Source organism: Marivirga tractuosa (assembly GCF_042140215.1).
Lineage (GTDB): Bacteria > Bacteroidota > Bacteroidia > Cytophagales > Cyclobacteriaceae > Marivirga > Marivirga tractuosa_A.
Map to the genome: position 1 here is coordinate 1,014,040 of NZ_CP159478.1, position 21,055 is coordinate 1,035,094.

20 protein-coding genes and 1 pseudogene are annotated in these 21,055 nt (G+C 34.3%); 14 read left to right on the plus strand and 7 right to left on the minus strand.

Annotated features, from left to right (window positions below):
• Positions 1 to 158 precede the first annotated feature (158 nt).
• The 6 genes from ABWH96_RS04635 to ABWH96_RS04660 all read left to right on the plus strand — a co-directional run bounded on the left by ABWH96_RS04635 (position 159) and on the right by ABWH96_RS04660 (position 3,902).
• Positions 159 to 1,352: a M20 family metallopeptidase gene (locus tag ABWH96_RS04635; protein ID WP_375580328.1), complete on the plus strand. Its 1,194-nt coding sequence runs from the start codon at positions 159 to 161 to the stop codon at positions 1,350 to 1,352.
• Between the two features lie 191 nt (positions 1,353 to 1,543).
• Positions 1,544 to 2,107 carry a hypothetical protein gene (locus ABWH96_RS04640; RefSeq protein WP_375580329.1) on the plus strand — a complete coding sequence of 188 codons (564 nt, stop codon included), beginning with the start codon at positions 1,544 to 1,546 and terminating at the stop codon, positions 2,105 to 2,107.
• A gap of 229 nt (positions 2,108 to 2,336) precedes the next feature.
• The gene (locus ABWH96_RS04645) at positions 2,337 to 2,576 is read left to right on the plus strand and encodes a type II toxin-antitoxin system ParD family antitoxin (RefSeq protein ID WP_375580330.1); all 240 of its coding nucleotides are present in this window, start codon (positions 2,337 to 2,339) and stop codon (positions 2,574 to 2,576) included.
• Positions 2,577 to 2,583: 7 nt separating this feature from the next.
• Positions 2,584 to 2,865 carry a type II toxin-antitoxin system RelE/ParE family toxin gene (locus tag ABWH96_RS04650; RefSeq protein WP_375580331.1) on the plus strand — a complete coding sequence of 94 codons (282 nt, stop codon included), beginning with the start codon at positions 2,584 to 2,586 and terminating at the stop codon, positions 2,863 to 2,865.
• 51 nt (positions 2,866 to 2,916) lie between these two features.
• Positions 2,917 to 3,537, plus strand: coding sequence for a hypothetical protein (locus ABWH96_RS04655; protein ID WP_375580332.1), 621 nt, complete (start codon positions 2,917 to 2,919; stop codon positions 3,535 to 3,537).
• Positions 3,537 to 3,902 (plus strand): hypothetical protein, encoded by a 366-nt coding sequence (locus ABWH96_RS04660; RefSeq protein ID WP_375580333.1) that lies wholly within the window; start codon positions 3,537 to 3,539, stop codon positions 3,900 to 3,902. The genes ABWH96_RS04655 and ABWH96_RS04660 overlap by 1 nt, the downstream gene beginning before the upstream one ends.
• Positions 3,903 to 4,076: 174 nt before the next feature.
• Here the strand turns inward: ABWH96_RS04660 and ABWH96_RS04665 are convergent, their stop codons facing one another.
• Complete coding sequence (locus tag ABWH96_RS04665) at positions 4,077 to 5,216, minus strand: hypothetical protein (protein ID WP_375580334.1); 1,140 nt, start codon at positions 5,214 to 5,216, stop codon at positions 4,077 to 4,079.
• 343 nt (positions 5,217 to 5,559) lie between these two features.
• Between ABWH96_RS04665 and ABWH96_RS04670 the strand changes: the two genes are divergently transcribed.
• Complete coding sequence (locus ABWH96_RS04670) at positions 5,560 to 6,696, plus strand: Na/Pi symporter (protein ID WP_375580335.1); 1,137 nt, start codon at positions 5,560 to 5,562, stop codon at positions 6,694 to 6,696.
• Here the strand turns inward: ABWH96_RS04670 and ABWH96_RS04675 are convergent.
• Positions 6,685 to 6,915 carry a cytochrome b5 domain-containing protein gene (locus ABWH96_RS04675; RefSeq protein ID WP_375580336.1) on the minus strand — a complete coding sequence of 77 codons (231 nt, stop codon included), beginning with the start codon at positions 6,913 to 6,915 and terminating at the stop codon, positions 6,685 to 6,687. The genes ABWH96_RS04670 and ABWH96_RS04675 overlap by 12 nt on opposite strands.
• 278 nt (positions 6,916 to 7,193) lie before the next feature.
• On the opposite strand from ABWH96_RS04675, the gene ABWH96_RS04680 reads away from it, so the two are divergent.
• Both ABWH96_RS04680 and ABWH96_RS04685 read left to right on the plus strand, forming a co-directional pair.
• Positions 7,194 to 7,583, plus strand: a complete 390-nt coding sequence (locus tag ABWH96_RS04680) for an STAS/SEC14 domain-containing protein (RefSeq protein WP_375580337.1) — start codon at positions 7,194 to 7,196, stop codon at positions 7,581 to 7,583.
• Between the two features lie 588 nt (positions 7,584 to 8,171).
• A pseudogene (locus ABWH96_RS04685) lies at positions 8,172 to 9,683 on the plus strand (IS1182 family transposase); the annotation flags it as partial.
• A 401-nt stretch (positions 9,684 to 10,084) separates the two neighbouring features.
• On the opposite strand, the gene ABWH96_RS04690 reads toward ABWH96_RS04685, so the two are convergent.
• The gene (locus ABWH96_RS04690) at positions 10,085 to 12,394 is read right to left on the minus strand and encodes a M1 family metallopeptidase (protein WP_375580338.1); all 2,310 of its coding nucleotides are present in this window, start codon (positions 12,392 to 12,394) and stop codon (positions 10,085 to 10,087) included.
• A 24-nt stretch (positions 12,395 to 12,418) separates the two neighbouring features.
• Positions 12,419 to 13,006, minus strand: a complete 588-nt coding sequence (locus ABWH96_RS04695) for a HupE/UreJ family protein (RefSeq protein WP_375580339.1) — start codon at positions 13,004 to 13,006, stop codon at positions 12,419 to 12,421.
• 84 nt (positions 13,007 to 13,090) lie between these two features.
• Here ABWH96_RS04695 and ABWH96_RS04700 point away from each other — a divergent pair, with 84 nt between their 5' ends.
• Genes ABWH96_RS04700 through ABWH96_RS04710 form a run of 3 tightly spaced genes read left to right on the plus strand, consistent with a single transcriptional unit; the run spans position 13,091 to position 14,322 of the window.
• On the plus strand, positions 13,091 to 13,591 hold the full coding sequence (locus ABWH96_RS04700) for a DUF6702 family protein (protein ID WP_375580340.1): 501 nt from the start codon (positions 13,091 to 13,093) through the stop codon (positions 13,589 to 13,591).
• A gap of 21 nt (positions 13,592 to 13,612) precedes the next feature.
• Positions 13,613 to 13,930: a nucleotidyltransferase domain-containing protein gene (locus ABWH96_RS04705; RefSeq protein WP_375580341.1), complete on the plus strand. Its 318-nt coding sequence runs from the start codon at positions 13,613 to 13,615 to the stop codon at positions 13,928 to 13,930.
• Entirely contained in the window at positions 13,927 to 14,322 is a 396-nt protein-coding gene (locus tag ABWH96_RS04710) for a HEPN domain-containing protein (RefSeq protein WP_375580342.1), read from the plus strand. The genes ABWH96_RS04705 and ABWH96_RS04710 overlap by 4 nt, the downstream gene beginning before the upstream one ends.
• On the opposite strand, the gene ABWH96_RS04715 is transcribed toward ABWH96_RS04710, so the two are convergent.
• The 3 genes from ABWH96_RS04715 to ABWH96_RS04725 form a co-directional block, all read right to left on the minus strand.
• Positions 14,319 to 15,197, minus strand: a complete 879-nt coding sequence (locus ABWH96_RS04715; RefSeq protein WP_375580343.1) for a YicC/YloC family endoribonuclease — start codon at positions 15,195 to 15,197, stop codon at positions 14,319 to 14,321. The two genes, ABWH96_RS04710 and ABWH96_RS04715, sit on opposite strands and share 4 nt — an antisense overlap.
• 81 nt (positions 15,198 to 15,278) lie before the next feature.
• Positions 15,279 to 18,476: a hypothetical protein gene (locus tag ABWH96_RS04720; RefSeq protein ID WP_375580344.1), complete on the minus strand. Its 3,198-nt coding sequence runs from the start codon at positions 18,474 to 18,476 to the stop codon at positions 15,279 to 15,281.
• A 58-nt stretch (positions 18,477 to 18,534) separates the two neighbouring features.
• Positions 18,535 to 19,593, minus strand: coding sequence for an NAD(P)/FAD-dependent oxidoreductase (locus ABWH96_RS04725; protein WP_375580345.1), 1,059 nt, complete (start codon positions 19,591 to 19,593; stop codon positions 18,535 to 18,537).
• Positions 19,594 to 19,685: 92 nt separating this feature from the next.
• Here ABWH96_RS04725 and ABWH96_RS04730 point away from each other — a divergent pair, with 92 nt between their 5' ends.
• Together ABWH96_RS04730 and pssA are read left to right on the plus strand one after the other, a co-directional pair.
• On the plus strand, positions 19,686 to 20,330 hold the full coding sequence (locus tag ABWH96_RS04730) for an MBL fold metallo-hydrolase (RefSeq protein ID WP_375580346.1): 645 nt from the start codon (positions 19,686 to 19,688) through the stop codon (positions 20,328 to 20,330).
• Between the two features lie 6 nt (positions 20,331 to 20,336).
• Complete coding sequence (gene pssA / locus ABWH96_RS04735) at positions 20,337 to 21,020, plus strand: CDP-diacylglycerol--serine O-phosphatidyltransferase (protein WP_375580347.1); 684 nt, start codon at positions 20,337 to 20,339, stop codon at positions 21,018 to 21,020.
• The last annotated feature ends 35 nt before the right edge of the window (positions 21,021 to 21,055 follow it).

A 21,055-nucleotide genomic window follows, 5' to 3' on the forward strand; every position in this document is an offset into this window, starting at 1 on the left:
CTTTCCCGAGTGGTCGGGACAGGTTGTTTTCTTCCCCGATAAAGTCGGGGCAAGTTGTTTCTACTGTGGTTAAAAAATAATGTTTGTTAATCTGTAAGAATGAAAGCAATCTTCACCACGACCGAAATTTCAGTTAAGACTTAAAATCAAAACATAAAATGGATTTAAAATCAGAGATTCAATCACTGGCAAAGTCACAATTTGAAGAAATAAAAGGGATTCGAGAGCATTTACATCGCAATCCTGAATTATCATTTGAAGAATTTGAAACGGCTAAATTCATCAGTAAAACCCTAACCGACTGGGGAATAGAGCATCAAACCGGAGTGGCTGAAACAGGTACAGTGGTTTTAATCAAAGGTAAAAATCCAGATAAAAAAGTAACGGCTTTAAGAGCAGATATTGACGCCCTCCCCATTACAGAGCAAAATGAGGTCCCTTATAAAAGCCAAAATGTTGGCGTAATGCATGCTTGCGGTCATGATGTGCATACCTCTTCCATGCTGGGGACAGTAAAAATCCTGAACCAATTAAAAGACCAATTCGAAGGCACCATTAAAGTGATTTTCCAGCCTGGAGAAGAAAAAGTACCAGGTGGAGCTTCCAAAATGATTAAGGAAGGAGTTTTGAAAAAGCCCGATGTTGATAATATTATTGGACAACATGTAATGCCTTTAATTGATGCCGGTAAAGTAGGTTTCCGTAGCGGAATGTACATGGCTAGCACCGATGAATTATACATGAAAGTCATTGGGAAAGGTGGACATGGCGCTATGCCAGAATTGAATGTTGATCCGGTTATCATCACCGCACATATTTTAGTCGCACTTCAGCAAATTGTAAGTCGACACGCTAGCCCAAAAATCCCATCTGTTTTATCTTTTGGAAAAGTAATTGCAGAGGGAGCTACTAATGTCATTCCAAATGAGGTTTATTTAGAAGGGACTTTCCGCACCATGGATGAGGAATGGAGAGCTTCTGCTCATCAAAAAATGAGAAAGATGGCTGAAGGTATGGCAGAAAGCATGGGAGCGAAATGTGAATTCGAAATCAGAAACGGTTATCCTTTTTTGGTTAACGAACCAGAATTGACAGATAGAGCTAAAGCCAATGCCATAGAATTTTTGGGTGAAGAGAATGTGGAGGAACTGGATTTATGGTTAGCCGCTGAAGATTTTGCCTATTTCTCTCAGGCTACTGATGCTTGTTTCTATCGTCTTGGCGTTAGAAATGAAGCTAAAGGAATTAACTCCTCTGTACACACACCAACTTTCGATATTGATCCGCTTGCCTTAGAAACAGGGATGGGCTTAATGGCTTGGTTAGCTATAAAAGAATTAGAAAGTAAATAATCATCAGAATTTAAGCTTAGTTTTCCTAGCGTAGAATTGAACGTTTAATCCTACGTTTAATCGCCAAATAGTTCATTTAAGTCAGTTATTAAGGTTTTTGTTCCCAATTAAAATATTAGTAAGTTTAGAAATGTAAAATAGATATATAGTCACCAGGGGGTTACTATATTCAATTGTTACATTCCATAAATATGAAAATTCTTTACCTCTTTATAATATTCTTATTCGCTTCTGCTTGTAATAAAAATAATCACAGGCAAACTGAAAAAAGGTCAGATAAAAACCAATCAAAAGAATCATTAGCTCAAAAGCAACTGATGATAGCAAATGAATTCTACGAAAAAGACCAGTTTGAAAAGTCTGCTAAAGAATTTACTAATACTATTAGACTTGACTCGACAATTGGAGAAGCATATTTTAAACTTGCATATTCTTTAGCCTTGACCAAAAAGACACTTTACGAAGAGGCTAAAGAAAAGAATAAAAAGATGACACTTGAATTTATCAACCAAAAAGATACCTCTGCCACCACTATAATAAATAACTTTATCAAGGCAGCTCAACTCAATTACAGACCTTCTGCCTCATATTACAATGCAGGCATATATACGAGTACATTTCATTTAGATGGTTCTAGTGCGATAAAGCTTTTTAATAAATCACTAGAATTGAAACCTAATCAACCAGAGGTGATTTTAATGATAGAGAACATTAAAAAAGACATGGAAGCTGATTCTAGCAGTCAAGTAAAATGAAACGGAATGTAACACTAGCTATGAATGAATGGGGTTTCATCGGTCAGGAAAGTTTGGCGGTACTTGGAAAGTCAGCCACAATCTGTAAATTTATTAATTGCTGTGGCTGTGTGCAGATGGCAAGCTTAGTGCTTTTTAAGCCCCACTCATCATAGCCTTAGCGTTACCAGCAATAACATTCTTTGAAATTGATTCGTATTTGGTGTATATTTACATCAAATTATTAATTATGGCACGTCAAAGTATATCATTTACCAAACCGAATGACGAGTGGCTAAAATCACAAGTCGAAAGTCAAGAATATTCAAGTAAAAGTGAATTAGTGAATGACTTAATTCGACAAGCAAGAAACCAACAAAGGGAAATCGACTGGATTAAAGCAAAACTCGAGAAAGCTGAGAAAAGTGGCTTTACCAATGCTACTAAAGAGCAGATTTTAGCACAATCAAAGTCTGATATTCGTGGCTGAATATAAATTGAGCAACGAAGCCAAAATTGACCTTATTAGAATACATCAATATGGAGTAAAAGAGTTTGGAGAGATACAGGCAGACAACTATTTCAACACATTTTTTGATTACTTTGAAATGATAGCTGAGAGACCTTTTTCATACGAGTCAGTCGACTACATAAAAGAAGGATACAGACGTTGTGTTTGCGGGGCTGACAGCATCTATTTTAGAATCAATGATAATGACAATATTGTTGAGATTATGGCAATCGTTGGTCGACAGGATATTACTGGGATAATAAAATAAAGTTGCCAAGCATAGCAAAAGGGTTTTATACAAGCGTTTGAGCACATTTAAATGAACGATTTGAGAACAATATGGAATGAACTAACATCAAGGTACACTGAGAATGATGAACTTATTGATGAACTATGGACGGAAATAGAAAAGAAGTACACAGCTAAGAAGCGCCATTATCATAACCTGACTCATTTAGAATACATGACAGACAGAGCAATCAAACATAAAGACCTTTTAATTGATTTTGACACTGTTCTGTTTTCTATCTTCTATCACGACATCGTTTATAATATCAAACGGCAGAACAATGAACAAAAAAGTGCTGAAATCGCCTATGATCGACTAAGTAAACTTGGTGTGCCAGCCTACAAAATAGCAGCTTGTCAAAATCAAATTATTGCGACCAAAGATCATAATGACAACGACAGTAGTGACACAAATTATCTTGTGGACTTCGACCTTGCCATTTTGGGCGATACAACTGAAAACTATAAGACATATAGAAAGAAGATCAGAGACGAATATTCAATCTACCCTGACTTTCTTTACCGAAAAGGGAGAAAGAAGGTGCTCCAGCACTTTCTTGATATGGACAGAATATTCAAGACGAAGGAGTTCTATGAAAACTTTGAGCTACCTGCACGAGAGAATTTAAAAACTGAATTACAGGAGCTATAATGCGGTTAATTGATAAACTATTCAAAAGACTAGAGCCGAAAAAGCAGCCAGAAGACTATTACGACATTGCTGTAACACAGGAGTATATTAAAGTCGAGCATCCTGAACGAAAAACAGGACAAATCAACTGGAACGATATAGATGAAATAGTAGTAGTTACAACAGACGAAGGGCCATTTCTTCCTGACTTTTGGTTAGTTCTCTTGGGCAAAGACAATAGTTGTTCACTGCCACAAGGTGCTCCCAAGTATGATGAAGTGTTCGAAATTATTTCAATGTATGAAGGGTTCAACTTTGACGAGTATATTAAATCAGTATCTAGTGTAGAAAAAGCTAGATTTGAATTATGGAAAAGAAATAATTAAAAAGGAAGATGTCCCGACAAAAGCTTTAATTAATGCAGGTTCTAGTGCTAAATTATAAGTAAAGAATATAACAAATAAATGTCAATTTGTGAAGAATGCCTGCCCTAAAAAAGAAAGCCTGCATTCAAATCTAGAATTACAGGCTTTCTTTTTGATTAAGTTTAATAAATTCTCTTAAAACAAATTCATAAATTCATTCACAAGCTGATCTTGGAATTTTTTGTTCACTCCAATGGCAAGTAAAACGGAAAGTACAAGTCCGATTGTAGCGTAAAGGAAATCCCTACCTACAATTTTACTTGCTCTTCTTATATTTTTTATTCTCTTTTTATATCTCTTTTTACTAATGGCAATGGCTACTTCTCTACCGCCTAGTAATCCGATAAAAACCCAAGTAGTACTAATTGGAACCGTGCTGATAACTTTGAAATAGTAAAGTAAAATAGCATATACGAAATCCACTATAGTGGCCGCCCTAATGTCTGTAACACCCGCTTTTTCATTTACAATGCTTTGTATTTTATCACCTTTAAGGAAAAATAAGATCCCCATACCGATGAAAATAAAGCCTGCAAAGCCAATAAATTCATAAACATTTAAGCTTCTAGGGAGGAAAACCGCAATATTGGCAGCGTCTTGGGAAATCCAAACTGACCAAAGTGCACCACTAATAATCCATTGAATGGGTGTCCAGAATTTAGCAGGTTTTTTACTTTTAAAGTATTTGGAGACAAATTTGGAAACAATGAACCAAACGAAAATGGCAGAAACAAATGCCAATCCATATCCAGTTAAACTTTTACCAATCATGGCTCCTATAGAGGATGCTTGAGTGGAGAAGGCGCTTAAAAGTAAGAATGTTGTAGAAACTGGCATCCTAAAACGCGTCAGGACCAATAGTAAAATTGGTGCGGCTAGTTGTAAGAAACTAAATGAAGTGGGTGCTTGATCAAAACCTTTTGTTAATAACCTTTGACTACTAACATCTCCATCGAAAACAATCCAACTGTAAAGAACAGTAGCAAGGAAGATTAACCCCATAAACAACCATAAAATCCACCATGGTTTTTTGCTATTTGAGGCTATAAAAGTTCCAATAGTCTGTATACTGTCATTGGCAATAGCAGAATAGGCTGCTAAACCAAAGCCTACCCACATTGCAATTTGCGGATATGGGGTAATGATGCCACAGATAAAAGTGAAAACAGCTATCAAAGTGATAAAAGCTTTTTCCTTTTTAGCTATCTCAAAGGTTTTGTAGGTAACTTCAGAAACTGTATTTCTGTTATACTTAAGGAATGGTTTCTTAGCCATAAAAAAAATGATTCAATACTGCCTTTTAGCAAAATTATGTTTCAGTCACAAAGCTAATTAATCTTAGTGAAACATTGAGTTAAAAAATTGTTAACAATGTTACTTCAATGTTAATCATATTCTTAATGCTTAAAAATTTATATTTATGGGTAGAATTAATATTAAGTTTAAGTTAACTGGGGTAATATTTAATTCTTAACAATTGCTTTACTTTGTAAATGCAATTACTAAGTATTTTGAAGTTAATTTTGCATTTCAAATCACCATAAGAAAATAGTAAATTATCAACAATCCAGTTTTAAATAATGAGCAAAAGTGGCAATCAACCTTAAAAAGGGTTGTATTGATTGCATTTAATATTTTTCTATTTCTTCTGGCAATAGATTTTATTGGTTATTCCTTTAGGTTGTTGAATAAGGATATAGCCAATTCCATCATAAACCTTACCGCAAATCCATTTATCAGTCTTTTTATAGGGCTTTTAATTACAGCTATTATTCAAAGCAGTAGCACAAGTACTTCTATGATCGTGGCTATTGTAGCTTCAGGGTCTATTGAGTTTTCTGACGCAATCCCAATGATTATGGGAGCAAACATTGGGACTACCTTAACCAGTACCTTGGTTTCATTGAGTTTTATCACTAATCGGGATGAATTTAGAAAAGCTATAGGAGCAGGTGTTGTCCATGATTTCTTTAATATTCTAGTGGTTGCAATTTTATTTCCTTTAGAATATAATTATGGGATTCTGACCAATTTATCTTCAGCAGCATCCAATTTTATTTTAGGGGCTGATTATGTAGCGCAAAATTCTGAATTTAGATACTTTCTGTTTACTAAGCCAGTAGTATTGTTTATTGGAGGCTTAATACCTTATCCTGTTGTTTTGGCTATTTCTTCATTTGTAATGCTAGCCATAACAGTGAAATTTTTATCCAGGACTTTATATAAATCAATTACAGGTGGTTCAAGGGAGTTTTTACAGAAATACTTTTTTGGAAGTCCATATCGCTCATTTTTCTGGGGAATTGTTTTTACAGCTGGCGTTCAAAGCAGCTCTGTAACAACATCAGTGATTGTCCCATTTGTGGCAACAAGAAAAATTAGCTTGAAGCAAAGTTTCACCTTTATATTAGGAGCAAATATCGGGACAACCATAACAGCTTTGATTGCAGCACTTTTTAAATCAGAAGCAGCGGTAAGTATAGCTTTGGTTCATTTATTTTTCAATCTGATAGGGGTATTAATCTTTCTGCCTTTTCCAATTATCAGAAATATTCCAGTTAAAATGGCTAAGTCTTTTGGGCGTTTGGCTATGAGGTTTAGAATCGCTGGTTTTGCTTATATTATCTTTACCTTCTTCCTGATTCCATTCGTTTTAATATCCTTTAATAAAGAGGAAGGGAATGAAAAAGAGGTGGATGTTAAAATAGAGGAAAGTTTAAATAAACCTGTCAATCCGACTGATTCATTGGATTAATTCCCCAATTACATTTAATCTTTCAAATACCATTTCTGTATGTGGAGCATCTATTAGTTCATCAGTTAAATCTTGTCCTGACCAATGTTCGTAATGAGTGCCGTTTCTCCATAATTTTGAATCGGTTGCATCATATATAATTCCCTTATAAGCTATCCAGATTTCTTCTCTGTCCTGTCCATTCCGCAAAGCAAGCTGTTGAGGGCTATATTTCTTCATTAGTTACTTTTTTAAAATTAAAACTAATCAATATTTAATTTTATTACATGTTAATTTATTTCAAATTTCAGAATAAAAATCTGGAAAAATATAATTTTTGGGAATAATCTAACTCCTCTTGGTTTTTGGACATTGAGTATGTCTTAATGTTCAAAATATTTCTAATCAAATAATTGAAAAATACATATAGAACTACTCCTGTAACTTTATCCATTAGCTAATCAAAACACTTTTAAAGCAGTCAACTAATTTTGCATTGTATAAAAAATTATAAGAATATGTCAACTTTAGTGTCTCAATCAGAAAAAGTAACCATTGAAGAACAAACTGATGTTCAAGCTGCCATGATTACTTTTCATGGAAGTTTAAATAGTGAAGATTATCGTGCTGCAATGTTAGCGAATTATGATTTGTGTCAGCAACCACATATTAAAAATTGGCTGCAAAATAATACTGACGCTGGAGTATTGTCATTAGATGATCAAAAGTGGGTTTCAGAAAACCTGATACCTAAAGCAGCTCAGGAAGTAGAGAAGATTGCGGTAGTAGTTTCAAAAGATGTATTTAGAAAATTTGCTGCTAAAAATATTTTGGATAAGCAGAAAGGAAAATTAAATTTTCAATATTTCAACAGCTTGGAGGATGCTAAAGCTTGGTTGAAATCATAAGATATTTCATGTTAAATAGGGGATAGTTTAGGTTAACAAAAAAGGCAGGGGTGGTTCCCTGCCTTTGTTTTTTTACAGCCTAAGGCTCCGGTTTTCCTCGGTAAAATTGTAATAATGCTTTTGGTTGGTTTAAGAGCACTTTTTCTTTGTTTTATGGTGTCCCAGAGAGCAGAATAAAGTATTAAACTGCTGATTTTTGCATGATATTGCTAGCTTAACTAGTCATACTTTTTCCATTGATGAAAAAGTATGCAAAAAATCTAGGTAAAATGATGCTACTTCCCGCAAATGCCAACGCCTGCCCGCCATTTTACCCTCCAGCCCGCTTTTTCGCTAAGGCGAAAGTGGGGGAGTTAGCCATTAATGAACTAGGCAAATAGATTCTGTCATATTATACCCTTATTTAACTTCGTTTAACTTGTTTTTGGATATCTGTAGACTATTTGACAGAAAAATTTACTCTTTGAATATCTAAGGTGTCCCAGCGAGGAAAACAGGAAAAAGAGGGTGTCCGAAAAGTCGAGACACCCTTTTTTGTTTGTTGATTTTCTCTAAAAATATTATTTTAGAGTCGTACAAAATACAACGATGGCTAAGATAGTTTTTAAAAATCAAACAGGCAATTGCCCAGAATTATTTCCAGTAAACATTTTTGATAAAATCCCTGAAAATCATCCTGTCCGTTTAATTGACTCGGTGGTCAATTCATTGGATATCAGCGACATTCTTAAGAAGTACAAAGGAGGTGGGACATCGGCCTATCATCCCAGGATGATGATCAAGGTTTTATTTTACAGTTATCTCTCCAATGTGTATTCCTGTAGAAAAATAGCCAAGGCACTCCATGAGAATATTCATTTTATGTTTATATCGGGAAATTCAACTCCTGATTTCAGGACGATCAATGATTTTCGTGGTAAAATTTTAAAAGACTCGATCAAGACCTTATTTGCAGAGGTAGTGAAAATGCTGGTGGAAATGGGGTATGTCAGCCTTGATGTCCAGTACATTGACGGAACAAAAATAGAGGCTAAATCGAATAAATACACCTTTGTTTGGCGGGGCTCGGTTGAAAAGTACAAAGACAAGCTGGAAACAAAAATCAATAGCGTTCTATCGGATATTGAAAGGAGTATTTTATCAGACAATCAAGAAGTCAATAAGGAGGAATTGCCCCAAAAAATTGATTCGAAGGAGTTAAAGGAAAGACTTTCGCTACTCAACAAAAAACTAAAGGAGCCATCAAAGAAAGTTGCCAAAGAACTGCAAAAGCTTCAAGAGGAGCATCTTCCAAAGTTAGAGAAGTATGAAAAGGACTTGGAAATATTGGACAAGCGAAAATCCTACAGCAAAACCGATAAGGGTGCCACATTCATGAGAATGAAAGACGACCACATGAAAAACGGCCAATTAAAGCCTGCTTATAACTCCCAAATATCAACAGAAAATCAGTTTATCACCCATGTTTCCATCCATCAAACACCTGGTGACACCACTACTTTAAAATCACATTTGACCGGTTTTGAAGAACTCTACCATAAACAGAGTAAAGAAATAGTGGCCGATGCAGGATACGGCAGCGAAGAAAATTATGAAATGCTTGAAGAAAAAGGTGTTGAAGCCTATGTGAAGTATAATTACTTCCATAAAGAGCAAAAGAAAAAGATGAAGAACAACCCGTTTCTTCCACAAAACCTCTTCTATAATGCCGAGCAAGATTTTCACGTATGCCCCATGGGGCAAAGAATGGAAAAAATTGGAGAGGGGAAACGCACTTCAACTAACGGTTATGAGTCTAAAGTCGCTTACTACCAAGCAAAAAGATGCGAGCAATGTCCATTGAGAACATCTTGCCATAAGGCTATAGGTAACAGAAGAATAGAGGTAAACCACAGATTAAACCTTCTAAAACGGCAGGCCAGAGAAAACTTAACAAGCAAAAAAGGACTTGAGCACAGAAGTAAAAGACCAATAGAGCCAGAGGCTGTGTTTGGTCAATTAAAAAGCAACAATAAATTTAACCGTTTTACATTTTCAGGATTAGAAAAAGTAGAATTAGAGTTTTTGTTGATGGCAATAGGTCACAACTTCAGGAAAATGATAGCCAATAATGTGATTTTAACATCAAAATCAGATGCCGAATTACCAAGAGTTGGTAAAAATGCCCCTTATCATAAAATGTCCACAGAAATTAAGTCGAAAATCCATGGACAGCAAAAAATAAGTGAAAATGGATGTGGGTATCTGAAAATAGCGGCATAAAAAAAACTGTCCTTTTTGGACAGCCTCTTTGTTTTTTTACAGCCTAAGGCTGTGTGCTTTTAACCACTAAGCGTCTCTAAGAATTCACCAAGTGACCTGTCTGTACAGGCAGGCACAAAGGGTATTAAAGTTGCTCAATATTTATTTGAATAAAAAAACCACAAAAGAATCAACTAAAACTAAATTTTGTTTTCTGTTGACTCTTTTGTGGTTAAAATAGTATTTGTAGTTAAACTACTTTATTTATTTCTGCTCATTTCATTGTCAGCTGGCGATTGACCTCTTGGCGTAGAATTCCTTCTTTGATATAATTCAAATTTATTAGGGATATTTCTTGGCGGCCAGTAGTTGTTTTCTTCATCTACATCAGCTGTTTCTCTTTTAGGATCCACCTGAAATTGAACGATTTCCTTTTGAGAAATAATTACTTTTGTGGCTGTATTTTCTCTCTTTCTCCAGATTTCAGCAGGATATTTTAAAGTCTCTTTGCTTCCATCTGTATACGTAACTTCCACAATGATTGGCATTACCAGCCCTCCTTTGTTTTCATATTTAACTTCGTAGAAATTATATCCACCATCCAATAATTCTTCCTCTTTATCTGTTAAAGAAGCTCTGAATGATTTATAGGCTTTTCTGTCATCACTATCCACTTCAAAAGGATCGTAGCTGTTATAGAAATCTTTCAATTCAGGATGCTTTTCGACTACTGTTTTAACACCTTCTTCATTGTTTTTATCAGGCGTTACATGGTAGCTACCTTCCTCTGCTCTTTCTTTTCTGATTTTGTTTTCTACATCAGGATTTTTAGAATCCAATTTGTACCATTCCACATCTGCAATAGCAATGTCTACATGGTCAGTGCTGTAGAACCAACCTCTCCAGAACCAATCTAAATCAACAGCTGAAGCATCTTCCATGGTACGGAAAAAGTCAGTTGGAGTAGGGTGTTTGAAAGCCCATCTTTCAGAGAACGTTTTAAATGATTTATCAAAAAGATCTCTGCCCATTACAGTTTCTCTTAATATATTGAGAGCAGTAGCAGGTTTTCCGTAAGCATTATTTCCAAATTGGATGATGTTTTCAGAGTTGGTCATAATTGGACGGATATTTTGTTTGTCCCCTTTCATATAAGAAATAATATTTCCAGCTGGTCCTCTGCGGCTAGGGTAGTTTGGTTCCCATTCTTGCTCAGCTACAAACTGGACAAAACTGTTTAATCCTTCATCCATCCAAGTCCACTGACGCTCATCAGAGTTTACAATCATTGGGAAGAAGTTATGCCCCACTTCATGTATAATTACCCCTATCATACCATATTTAGTTCTGGCTGAATAAGTGCCATCTGGAGCTGGTCTTCCGTAGTTGAAGCAAATCATTGGATATTCCATACCGTTTGCAGCTTCTACTGAAATAGCCACAGGATAAGGATAAGGAATGGTCATTCTTGAATATACTTCCAATGTGTGAGCTACAACTCTTGTAGAATATTTATCCCATAATCCCCAAGCTTCTTTTGGGAAATAAGACATTGCCATTACAGTTTTTCCATCGATCTCAACACCCATTGCATCCCATATAAATTTACGAGAAGAACCAAATGCAAAGTCACGAACGTTTTCTGCATGGTAAGTCCAGGTTTTAGTTCCTGAAGCTTTACTTTTTTCAGCTTTCTCAGCTTCTTTTTTAGTTACAATCAAAACTGGATCATCAGCTGTTTTTGATTCTTCCCATCTTTCTAATTGATCTTCAGTTAGAACCGCATCAGCATTTTGTAATTCACCTGTAGATGCTACGATATGATCTTCAGGAACTGTGATATTCACCTCATAATCTCCGAAAGGCAATGCAAACTCACCGCTTCCGATGAATTGCTTGTTTTGCCATCCTTCAAAATCATTGTAAACTGCCATTCTTGGGAACCATTGCGTGATGGTGTAAACTGTATTGTCATCATCTTCAAAGTGGTCGAATCCACCGCGACCACCCATTCTGGCTCTGTCATTGATGTTGTAATACCAGTCAATTGAGAAAGAAATTTCTTCACCTGCTTTTAAAGGCTCATCCAAATCAATTCTCATCATGGTATTATTGATGGTATAATTCATATCATTACCCTCAGCATCCACCAATTTTTGGATTTTGTGACCACCATCGTAATCAGGATAACCCATCATACGATCAATCTGTCCTTCACTTGCTCTATCCGGAATACTGGTTTCAGCCACATCATAAGTCATGCTGTTTTTTGCACGCATATTCTGATCCAACTGTACCCATAAATAAGTTAATTGATCTGGTGAATTATTGGTGTAAGTGATGGTTTCAGAACCTATGATTTGATTCTTTCCTTCATCCAAGGTTACATCAATTTTGTAATCGGCTTTTTGTTGCCAGTACATATGTCCTGGCGCACCTGAAGCTGTCCTGTAAACATTCGGTGACCTTAGCATATAATCCAATTGCTCGAATTTGCCTTGGTTTTTGTACTCTTGAGCAGTTGCTGCAAAAGCAAAAAGTGCCATAAAGGCGGTAAATATTCTCTTCATATCTATTTTAATTTAATGTACTACTTACCAAAATTTTGTTTCCATCATGATTGTCACGGCTATTCCCGCTATGGCGCTGGAAACAATCAGCACCCAATCCCTTCTTTTCATTCCAAAAATGTCTATAAAGATAAAAGATAAAACCAAGAAGACCAGCACTATAATGATTTGCCCAACTTCTAACCCCACATTAAAGGCTAACAATTCCATGACAATCGAACTGTTTTTGCCCAAAATCGCTTTTAAATAATTACTAAAGCCTAAACCGTGAATCAAGCCAAAAAGCAAAGCAAAAATATAATTCAATTGCATATTCCCAGAGCTTTTCAAATCTCTTTCTTTTTTGAAAAGATTGGCAAAAGCAGTAATAAAGATTGTCACTGGGATTAAAAACTCTATTAATTCAGGATTTATTTTTACATAGTCTAATGTAGATAATGCAAGTGTAATGGAATGCCCAATTGTAAAGGCAGTTATTAAGATTAAAACCTTTCTCCAATCGCGCATTAAATAAATGGCTGCTAATGCTAAAACGAATAAAATGTGATCGTATCCGTTAATGTCCAGTATGTGATCAAGTCCTTCTAAAAAGTAGGCTTTAAATGTTGACATATCCTTTTATGTAATTTTCAAGTTTTATGGTAACAAAACATAATATTACCATAATTTTGCAAAACAGACACGAGACTTTTAAAAATGTTATACAGTAATTTTATTATCGGTTTTTTCTGGATGCTTAGCGGATTGCTACATCCCTTTTATGTTTCCATTACAGATTTGGTTTATAAGGAAGATAGCAAATCAGTGCAGATCATGCATAAAGTATTTGTGGATGATTTTGAGCAAACGCTGAATAAGCATTATAATGTAAGACTTGATATTTTGGCAATGGAAAGCACAGCTGAAATTGATGAAATGGTAAAAGATTATTATTCGAAAAGATTTGCTGTTGAAATTGATGGGAAAGAAAGAGAGATCGTCTATATCGGAAGTGAATTAGAAGAAAATGTGCTTTGGGTTTATCAGGAAATCTATAAGGTCAGGAAACCAGAAAAATTCAGAATAACCAATACGGTTTTATTTGATGAATTTGATACCCAATCTAATCTCGTTCACACCGATTTAGGCGGTAAAATCAAAACCTTGAGATTAACAGAAGGTGATGGAACTCAAGAAGTGGAGTTTGAGGTTTATTGATTAATAAGTATATTAGTTATTATGACTACATGTAACGAAAATATCCGAACTAAAATAAGAAATACTATTCATGAGATTGATTCTGATGCAGAAGTAATTTTATTTGGCTCAAGAGCAAGAGGTGATGAAAAAACCGATTCCGATTGGGATATTTTAGTGCTCACAAATTATCCTTCAAATTTAGAAATTGAACAAAAGTTTAGAGATAAAATATATGACTTGGAATTAGAAACAGGTCAAGCTTTATCAATATTTGTGTATTCAAAAGACGACTGGAACACAAAGCAAAAAGTAACTCCTTTTTATGAAAATGTAAATACAGAAGGCATTGCTTTATGAATGCGGAAGATAGAAGGGTATATGTTAAATATAGGATAGATACAGCCTATAAAACTTTTGAAGCCGCAAAAGTATTAGCCGAAAATAACTATTGGAATTCTGCCGTAAATAGATTGTACTATTCAGTTTTTTATGCTGTTAATGCTATCTTAGTCTTAAACGAGATCCATACCAAATCACATTCCGCTACTAAGAGTCAATTTTCTGTCCATTTCATTAAAACTGGTAAGCTTAATAAAAAATACGGAAAATTGTTATCTCAATTGTTTGATTGGAGACAAAGAGGTGATTATGGAAATGTCTTTGAATATGAAGAAAAAGATGTTATGCCATTATTTGAACAAGTAAATGAAATGATTTCAGAAATTGAAAAGGAAATCAAACTAAGTTAAAGTACATTCAAACTCTGTTCCTTTATCTTCTCCAACTCTTCTTTCATTTGAATTACCTGCTCCTGTAAATCAGAATCATTGGCTTTGGAACCTAATGTATTGATTTCTCTACCGATTTCCTGACTAATAAAGCCCAATTTTTTACCGTGAGATTCTGCTTTGCTTTTAAGCGTATCTAAGAAATATTTTAAATGGATGGATAGGCGTTCTACTTCTTCATTCACATCCAACTTTTCAGAATAGTAAATTAATTCCTGCTCCAATCTTTCCTGATCATAATCTACAGATAGGGTCAATTCTTTAACATTGTTTTGCAGTCTTGTACGGATTTTCTCCATTCTTTTAGGCTCAATATCTTTTGCTTTTTCTAATTTTTCGGAAATGGTATTGATGTAGCCTGCTAAAACATCGCTTACTGTTTTGCCTTCTGAATCTCTGAACTCATTACATTTTTCTAATGCATTTTTCAGCGTGTCAATTATTAGCAGCTGATCATCTTCTGTAAGCTGATCATCTTCATATTTAATTATCTCAGGTGCTTCCAATGACATTTTCATGATATCATGGAATTTCCTACCATTCAATTCTTCCAATTCTGAAAGCTTTTCCAAATATGCGGTAAAAAGCTCTTGATCTATATTGGGCAAAGCCAATTGCTTATTTTTTTTGGAAATATTTATGGAAACAGAAGCTTTTCCACGGATCAGCATTTTGGTTATTACATTTCGAACTTCAATTTCTTTTGAATTCAAAATTTTAGGAAGCTTCAAGGATAAGTCTAAAAATTTAGAATTGAGTGTTTTGATTTCTACCTCAACTGTAATGTTATCGTTTTGTGCTTCAGCAATGCCAAAGCCAGTCATTGATTTGATCATGAAATTTTAATATCTGTATTTAAGCATCCGCAAAAACTGTTTTTTGCGCTGCATCTCAATCTATTTTTTTGGAAGAATAGTTTAAAAATCGTATCCGATACTTAAACTCAATTTAGGATCTTGAACTATATAATCTTCTATTGGGTAAGCGTAATCAAGCCTTATGTAATAGCCCAATAAAGTGGTTCGTAAGCCTAATCCAAGCGAAGATAGCCAAGGGTTTTTATAATTTCTAATAACAGCCTTAAAATTGTCAGTTTCTATATTTTGGCGATTAATACTATTATCCTGATCCCAAGGACTTCCTCCTAACCAAGCGGTACCAATATCATAGAAACCAATTAATTGAAAGTTTCTAGCAAAATTCGAACTCATGGAGTTATTACTTAGCACTCTAAAAAGCGGGAATCTTAATTCATTACTCAATAGCACAACATTTTTACCACTAAATTCATTTAATTGAAAACCTCTTAATCCTGTAACAAATTCATGAAAAAGAATATTTGAATTAGATATAGGGCTTTCTGCAGAGTTCAGAGCCAATGGATTTTCCTCAGGGGTTACTTCAGTTCCAGGAGCGGGTTCATTAATTCTTCTAAAAACCCAATTATCAACCCCTCCTAACATAAAATAAGGAGAGTTTTTACCAAAGAAGCCTCCCGCATAAAGTCTACTTGCAAAGGTGATCTCACGAAATACTTTTTGATAATTCCTAATGTCAATATATAACTTGCTGAATGATTCGCCTGCATTAAAACCACCAGTATAGTTCTCAAAAGCAATTTTACCTCTTAAACCTTGTCTCATATTTAAGCCAAGTGGTTCCGAATTATCATAGATATATTCTATCTTCCCACCAAACAGCCAATCATTTTGTAAGGGGTTTTTTGCAAGATTATTACTTTGTGTTAATACATTGAAGCTGCTTTCAATATATTGCTGATAAATAATATGAGGTTTTACACTAATCCTACTATTGTTGGAAAATGGAAAGGCACCGCCAAAACTAAAATTATTAAGGGCATATGTTTGATCAGTAAATCTATCATCTAATTTAGTAGCATAAACTTCCCTCTCAAATCTAACACTATAATCAACTAATCGCTCCAAATATTGATATTCACCAAATATGGAACCGCTTTTAAAATCTTGCAAGGAAACATCAAATCCTCCATAAAATTTATTATTCTCTCTAATATCATTCATTTGATATCTTGAATACATAGAAAGTCCAATTAAAGGATCTATTTTCCAGGAGGCTGTTACATTATTGGTTGTAAAGGTAGGTTCGTAATCAAAGGGACCCATTAAGCTGGCAGTATTTCTAAGTTTGCTTAAATTTTTAAGGAGAGAACTTTCCTTCTTTTCATTTTCAAATTGCTGTTCTTCAAATTCAAAATTATCTGCATCTAATTTTGCGGTTGATTCATCCTCCTGATTCAATTTTTTCTGAAGACTTGATAAAGAAGAATCCTGTTTGAAGTTCTGGTTGTTTATCTCAACTTCATTACTTCTAGATTTTTTCTGTTTTTTTGGTGGGCCTTCAGTGTTCAATTTTCTACTTAACTGCACTTGCTTTCTTAATGTAGATGGCAAGAATTTAGCTTCATTTCCTGAGAAGTCTTTTCTAAAATAAAACTTTTGATTTCCATTTTGATCTAGTACAACTGAATAGAAATTTAATTCAGGTCTAATATCAAAATTACGGATTCCTGTACCATAGGAGGTTATTTGTTTAGAGGTTTTCTTTTGGAGGTCATAACGGTATAAATTAAATATTCCTGATTTATCACTTACATAAAAAATAGTGGTGCTATCTGGGATTACAACTTTAGAACTCTGCCCAAAATCCTTAGTTAATTGATTGAGCTGATCAGGTTTGTCGATATCAAGTTCAAAAAGATTAAAATTCTTGGCTATATCTTTATATTTATACTCAGTTGAGATGCTGTCTGTATTTCTGTTTGAAGAAAAGACAATTCGCTTAGTTTCTGGAATGAAGGCAGGATGCAGATCATCAAATACATCATTGGTAAGCCTTCTTATGTTTGGTCTTCCTGTGCTTATTAAATATAAATCAGATTGAGCATTAATGTTGGCACTTACTACGGCAGTTTTTCCATTCGGATAGATATCTATTTGGTTTACCTGATCAAACCTTCTAAGATCTCTTTTTTGCATTTCTTTTGTATATGGATTATAAAGATGTAGGAAATTAACTCCTCTCTCGTAGCTTACAATCCCTAATGTTGCACTATCACCCCAATCCATAGCTGGGGCAAAAGTATCTTCAAATTCTTCTAATCTTCTTTGACCACCTTTAAAAATTGTTTTTTCATTTCCACTGCTTATTTCTCTTAATTTAACTTTAAATCTCCCTCTATTATTGATAGAATATGCCAGAAAATCACCATTCGGGCTTATTTTAGAAGTATAATCTAATCCATTTTGCCAAGGTTTTGAAATCTGGTTTTTCTTAGAAGGCTCCTCTGTTTCCATATCAGAGAAATTATTGATATAGAAATACCTGTATTCATTTAAGAAAGCTTTAAAAGGAATCCCGAGTGTATTGGTAATACTTTTTTCTTCATTCCGAATGATTCGAGTCAGATTTAAGGTATTGGAAATATTAATTCTCCCGTATTTTTCGGATATGAAATTCCAAATAGACTGACCAGCTAATTCGGCTTCGATACCTTCTAATTTATCTATGTTTTTAGCATTATTGTCTACTAAAAAGTTTCGGACGAAGTCATCCATTTCAGCACTCCAACCATAAGCAATGTATGCTGCAACACCACTGATGAACCAATCAGGTACGGTAAACAAAGAGTTTGACTGGAACACTTCTGAAACTAAGCCGCCACCGAAAAGCATATCCTTAACATAAAGCTTAGATACTTTATAAATTAATTCTTCTTTAAAATCTTGATAGGAACCAGAGAAAGCTAATTCAACATGCGTTTTTAGAAAGTTTGTTTGGCCACTAATGTCAAATTGTGCTTCATTTAGGCCTACATTGCTTTGATTGTAATCTAAATTACTGTTAAAAAGAAAGATTTTAGTCTTATTGTAAGGTGCATATCCCATTATATCGGTTATGCGTAAAAAATCCTCTTCTATATTTTCTGCTAATTGTTTAGCTAATTTTTGTCCTCCGTAGTAGTAATAAATATCAAAATGAGGTGTGCTATAGTATTTCCACTCAAAATAGCGGTATTGTATCCTACTTTTACCAAAATTTTCTTCACTATTTTGGGCATATAAGGTATTGGACATAATCAGAAAGATTATGCCAACAAAAATTATTGTGTTTTTTAAAAAATTCCACTTCATACTAACTTGAATATAATGGATAATAACGGTTTATGTTTACTTCATCGTTCAATTTTTTTAAATTATTTATAGATTCTACAAATTGACGTGCAAAATATGGAGCTAAAGAAACTCCTTTTGTTCCCAAACCATTGAAAGTAAATACGTTCTTCATTTCAGGATGGTTTCCAATGAGTGGTCGTCTATCTTTTGAGGCCGGTCTGATTCCTGCTACTTGGTCTATAATTTCATACTCAGTTTTGAGTAAATCATCTAGTTTATCTGTCAGTTGCTTTCTGGCTTTTTCTGTTGGCTTATAGTCCAAATTTTTCCATTCGTAGGTGGCGCCTACTCTGTAAAAATCTTGATGGGGATTTTTAACTATAAAAACTCCTCTATTAAAGATGATATCTTCAGGTAAAGGTTTTTCAGTTTTAATGTGAAGGATTTCACCTTTTACTGGAGCGGTTGGAAGCCAATCAAAAAATGGATTATTACTCAAAGGGCCATCACAGAAAATAATATTTCTTCCTCTAATTTCATCGTAAATAACTTGATTTTGCTGGATTTCTAACCTTTGATAGTCTAGAGGTTCCTGTATAATTTGACTATTTATTATTAGATTTTCCTTGTGGGAATCAAGCATTTTTTTGACATCTAAAAATCCGCTGGTTTTAAGTAGAATGCCGCCATAAGAATCATCAATGAATTCTGAAAACTTAGATTCTGTATAGGTTTTTTCAATAAATGGGCTGTTTTTTTGTTCTTTTGCCATCCAATCATTTTGATCTTCTAATGACAAAAAGGGTCTGTAGATAGCTTTTTTATGTAAAAAATCAGATTGGAGCAATTCTTCTAAATCACCATAAAATTTCTCTAGATATGGGAAAAGCTCCTCTGCCATCCAGGTTTGTTTCATTTTTCGACCTGTAACAGGATTATATAATCCAGCTGCCACCTTGGAACTAGAATTAGGGTTTTCATCTGAGAAAACAACGAATGAGGCATCATATTTTCTAAGGTGTTCAATCACAGCTACTGAAGCTAAGCCATGTCCTACGATTATAAAGTCAACTTTCATAAATATGATATACTTCTAATTTCAATATTTAATAATCCTTATTTTAGGCAAACAGTTTTAATTTCAGCAAATTTGCATCAAACTTTAACGATATGATAAACATAAAGCAATTTGTTTTTAATCCATTTATGGAAAACACCTATGTGGTTTATGATGATAATAAAAATGCTGCAATTATTGATCCAGGATGTTATGAAGGATATGAGCAGGATGAGTTGGTGAATTTCATTAAAGCGGAAGGCTTAAATGTGGAGCAATTAATCAATACTCATTGTCATATTGACCATGTTTTGGGAAATGCTTTTGTGAAAGATAAGTTTGGGGTGGAATTATACATGCATGAAAAGGATTTGCCTATTTTAGAAGCTGTCCCAACTTATTCTGCTGCCTATGGGTTTGCAAATTATCAGCCTACTCAACCTGATCATTTTATAAAAGAAGGCGATATACACAAAATTGGAGATATTGAATTTGAAGTTTTATTTCTTCCTGGCCATGCTCCAGGGCATATCGGATTTATGAATGAAGCTGAAAGGGTTTTTATAGGTGGAGATGTTTTATTTGATGGAAGTATTGGAAGAACCGACCTTCCTGGTGGCGATCATGATACTTTAATCAGCAGCATTCAAAATAAGCTTTTTAAATATCATGATGATGTGAAAGTCTATTGTGGACATGGCCCAGAAACTACATTGGGTAAAGAAAAAGCTACAAATCCATTTTGCGCTATTAAATAAATTAGAATGATAAAAAAGAATATTCCAAACATCATTACTGCTGCTAACCTTTTTACGGGTGCGGTCGGAGTTTATTTTGCAAGCCAATTCGATTTTGAATCAGTGGCTTTTTGCATTGTTTTGGCAGCGGTATTTGATTTTTTAGATGGAATGCTGGCCAGAGTATTAAAAGTGCACTCTGAAATCGGTAAGCAATTAGATTCTTTAGCTGATATGGTCACTTTTGGGTTTTTACCCTCTTATATTCTTTTTCAGCTTTTACAAATGAATGATGCAGGTATTCTGAGCTTTTCTGCCTTTTTGATTGCTGTTTTTTCAGCTTTTAGACTGGCAAAATTTAATATTGACACTCGCCAATCAGAAGAATTCATAGGATTACCAACTCCTGCGAATGCTTTATTTATTGGATTTTTATTTTTCTTAAGTGATATGGAAATGGTCATTTTTTTATTTACAACGCCTGCTTTACTCATCATTTCAGTTGTCTTTTCATTGTTATTAGTCGCTGAGCTACCTATGATAGCTTTGAAGTTTAAAAACTTCAATTTTAAGGAAAATATTTTCAGATACTTAACTATTATAATGGCTATAATTTTAGTTAGTATATTTCAATTTTCTGCTATACCTGTCGTTATCCTGCTTTATATTTTGTTATCCATGATTAAGTTTACATTGTTTTCGGGAAATTAATTTAACTAAAAAGCTGTTAGGTCAGTGATTTAAAA

Bases quoted from the DNA above. Each gene is read 5' to 3' on its own strand.
- ABWH96_RS04635 (WP_375580328.1), top strand. From the start codon at position 159: ATGGATTTAAAATCAGAGATTCAATCACTGGCAAAGTCACAATTTGAA.
- ABWH96_RS04640 (WP_375580329.1), top strand. From the start codon at position 1,544: ATGAAAATTCTTTACCTCTTTATAATATTCTTATTCGCTTCTGCTTGT.
- ABWH96_RS04645 (WP_375580330.1), top strand. From the start codon at position 2,337: ATGGCACGTCAAAGTATATCATTTACCAAACCGAATGACGAGTGGCTA.
- ABWH96_RS04655 (WP_375580332.1), top strand. From the start codon at position 2,917: ATGAACGATTTGAGAACAATATGGAATGAACTAACATCAAGGTACACT.
- ABWH96_RS04660 (WP_375580333.1), top strand. From the start codon at position 3,537: ATGCGGTTAATTGATAAACTATTCAAAAGACTAGAGCCGAAAAAGCAG.
- ABWH96_RS04665 (WP_375580334.1), bottom strand. From the start codon at position 5,216: ATGGCTAAGAAACCATTCCTTAAGTATAACAGAAATACAGTTTCTGAA.
- ABWH96_RS04675 (WP_375580336.1), bottom strand. From the start codon at position 6,915: ATGAAGAAATATAGCCCTCAACAGCTTGCTTTGCGGAATGGACAGGAC.
- ABWH96_RS04680 (WP_375580337.1), top strand. From the start codon at position 7,194: ATGTCAACTTTAGTGTCTCAATCAGAAAAAGTAACCATTGAAGAACAA.
- ABWH96_RS04690 (WP_375580338.1), bottom strand. From the start codon at position 12,394: ATGAAGAGAATATTTACCGCCTTTATGGCACTTTTTGCTTTTGCAGCA.
- ABWH96_RS04695 (WP_375580339.1), bottom strand. From the start codon at position 13,006: ATGTCAACATTTAAAGCCTACTTTTTAGAAGGACTTGATCACATACTG.
- ABWH96_RS04700 (WP_375580340.1), top strand. From the start codon at position 13,091: ATGTTATACAGTAATTTTATTATCGGTTTTTTCTGGATGCTTAGCGGA.
- ABWH96_RS04705 (WP_375580341.1), top strand. From the start codon at position 13,613: ATGACTACATGTAACGAAAATATCCGAACTAAAATAAGAAATACTATT.
- ABWH96_RS04710 (WP_375580342.1), top strand. From the start codon at position 13,927: ATGAATGCGGAAGATAGAAGGGTATATGTTAAATATAGGATAGATACA.
- ABWH96_RS04715 (WP_375580343.1), bottom strand. From the start codon at position 15,197: ATGATCAAATCAATGACTGGCTTTGGCATTGCTGAAGCACAAAACGAT.
- ABWH96_RS04720 (WP_375580344.1), bottom strand. From the start codon at position 18,476: ATGTCCAATACCTTATATGCCCAAAATAGTGAAGAAAATTTTGGTAAA.
- ABWH96_RS04725 (WP_375580345.1), bottom strand. From the start codon at position 19,593: ATGAAAGTTGACTTTATAATCGTAGGACATGGCTTAGCTTCAGTAGCT.
- ABWH96_RS04730 (WP_375580346.1), top strand. From the start codon at position 19,686: ATGATAAACATAAAGCAATTTGTTTTTAATCCATTTATGGAAAACACC.
- pssA (WP_375580347.1), top strand. From the start codon at position 20,337: ATGATAAAAAAGAATATTCCAAACATCATTACTGCTGCTAACCTTTTT.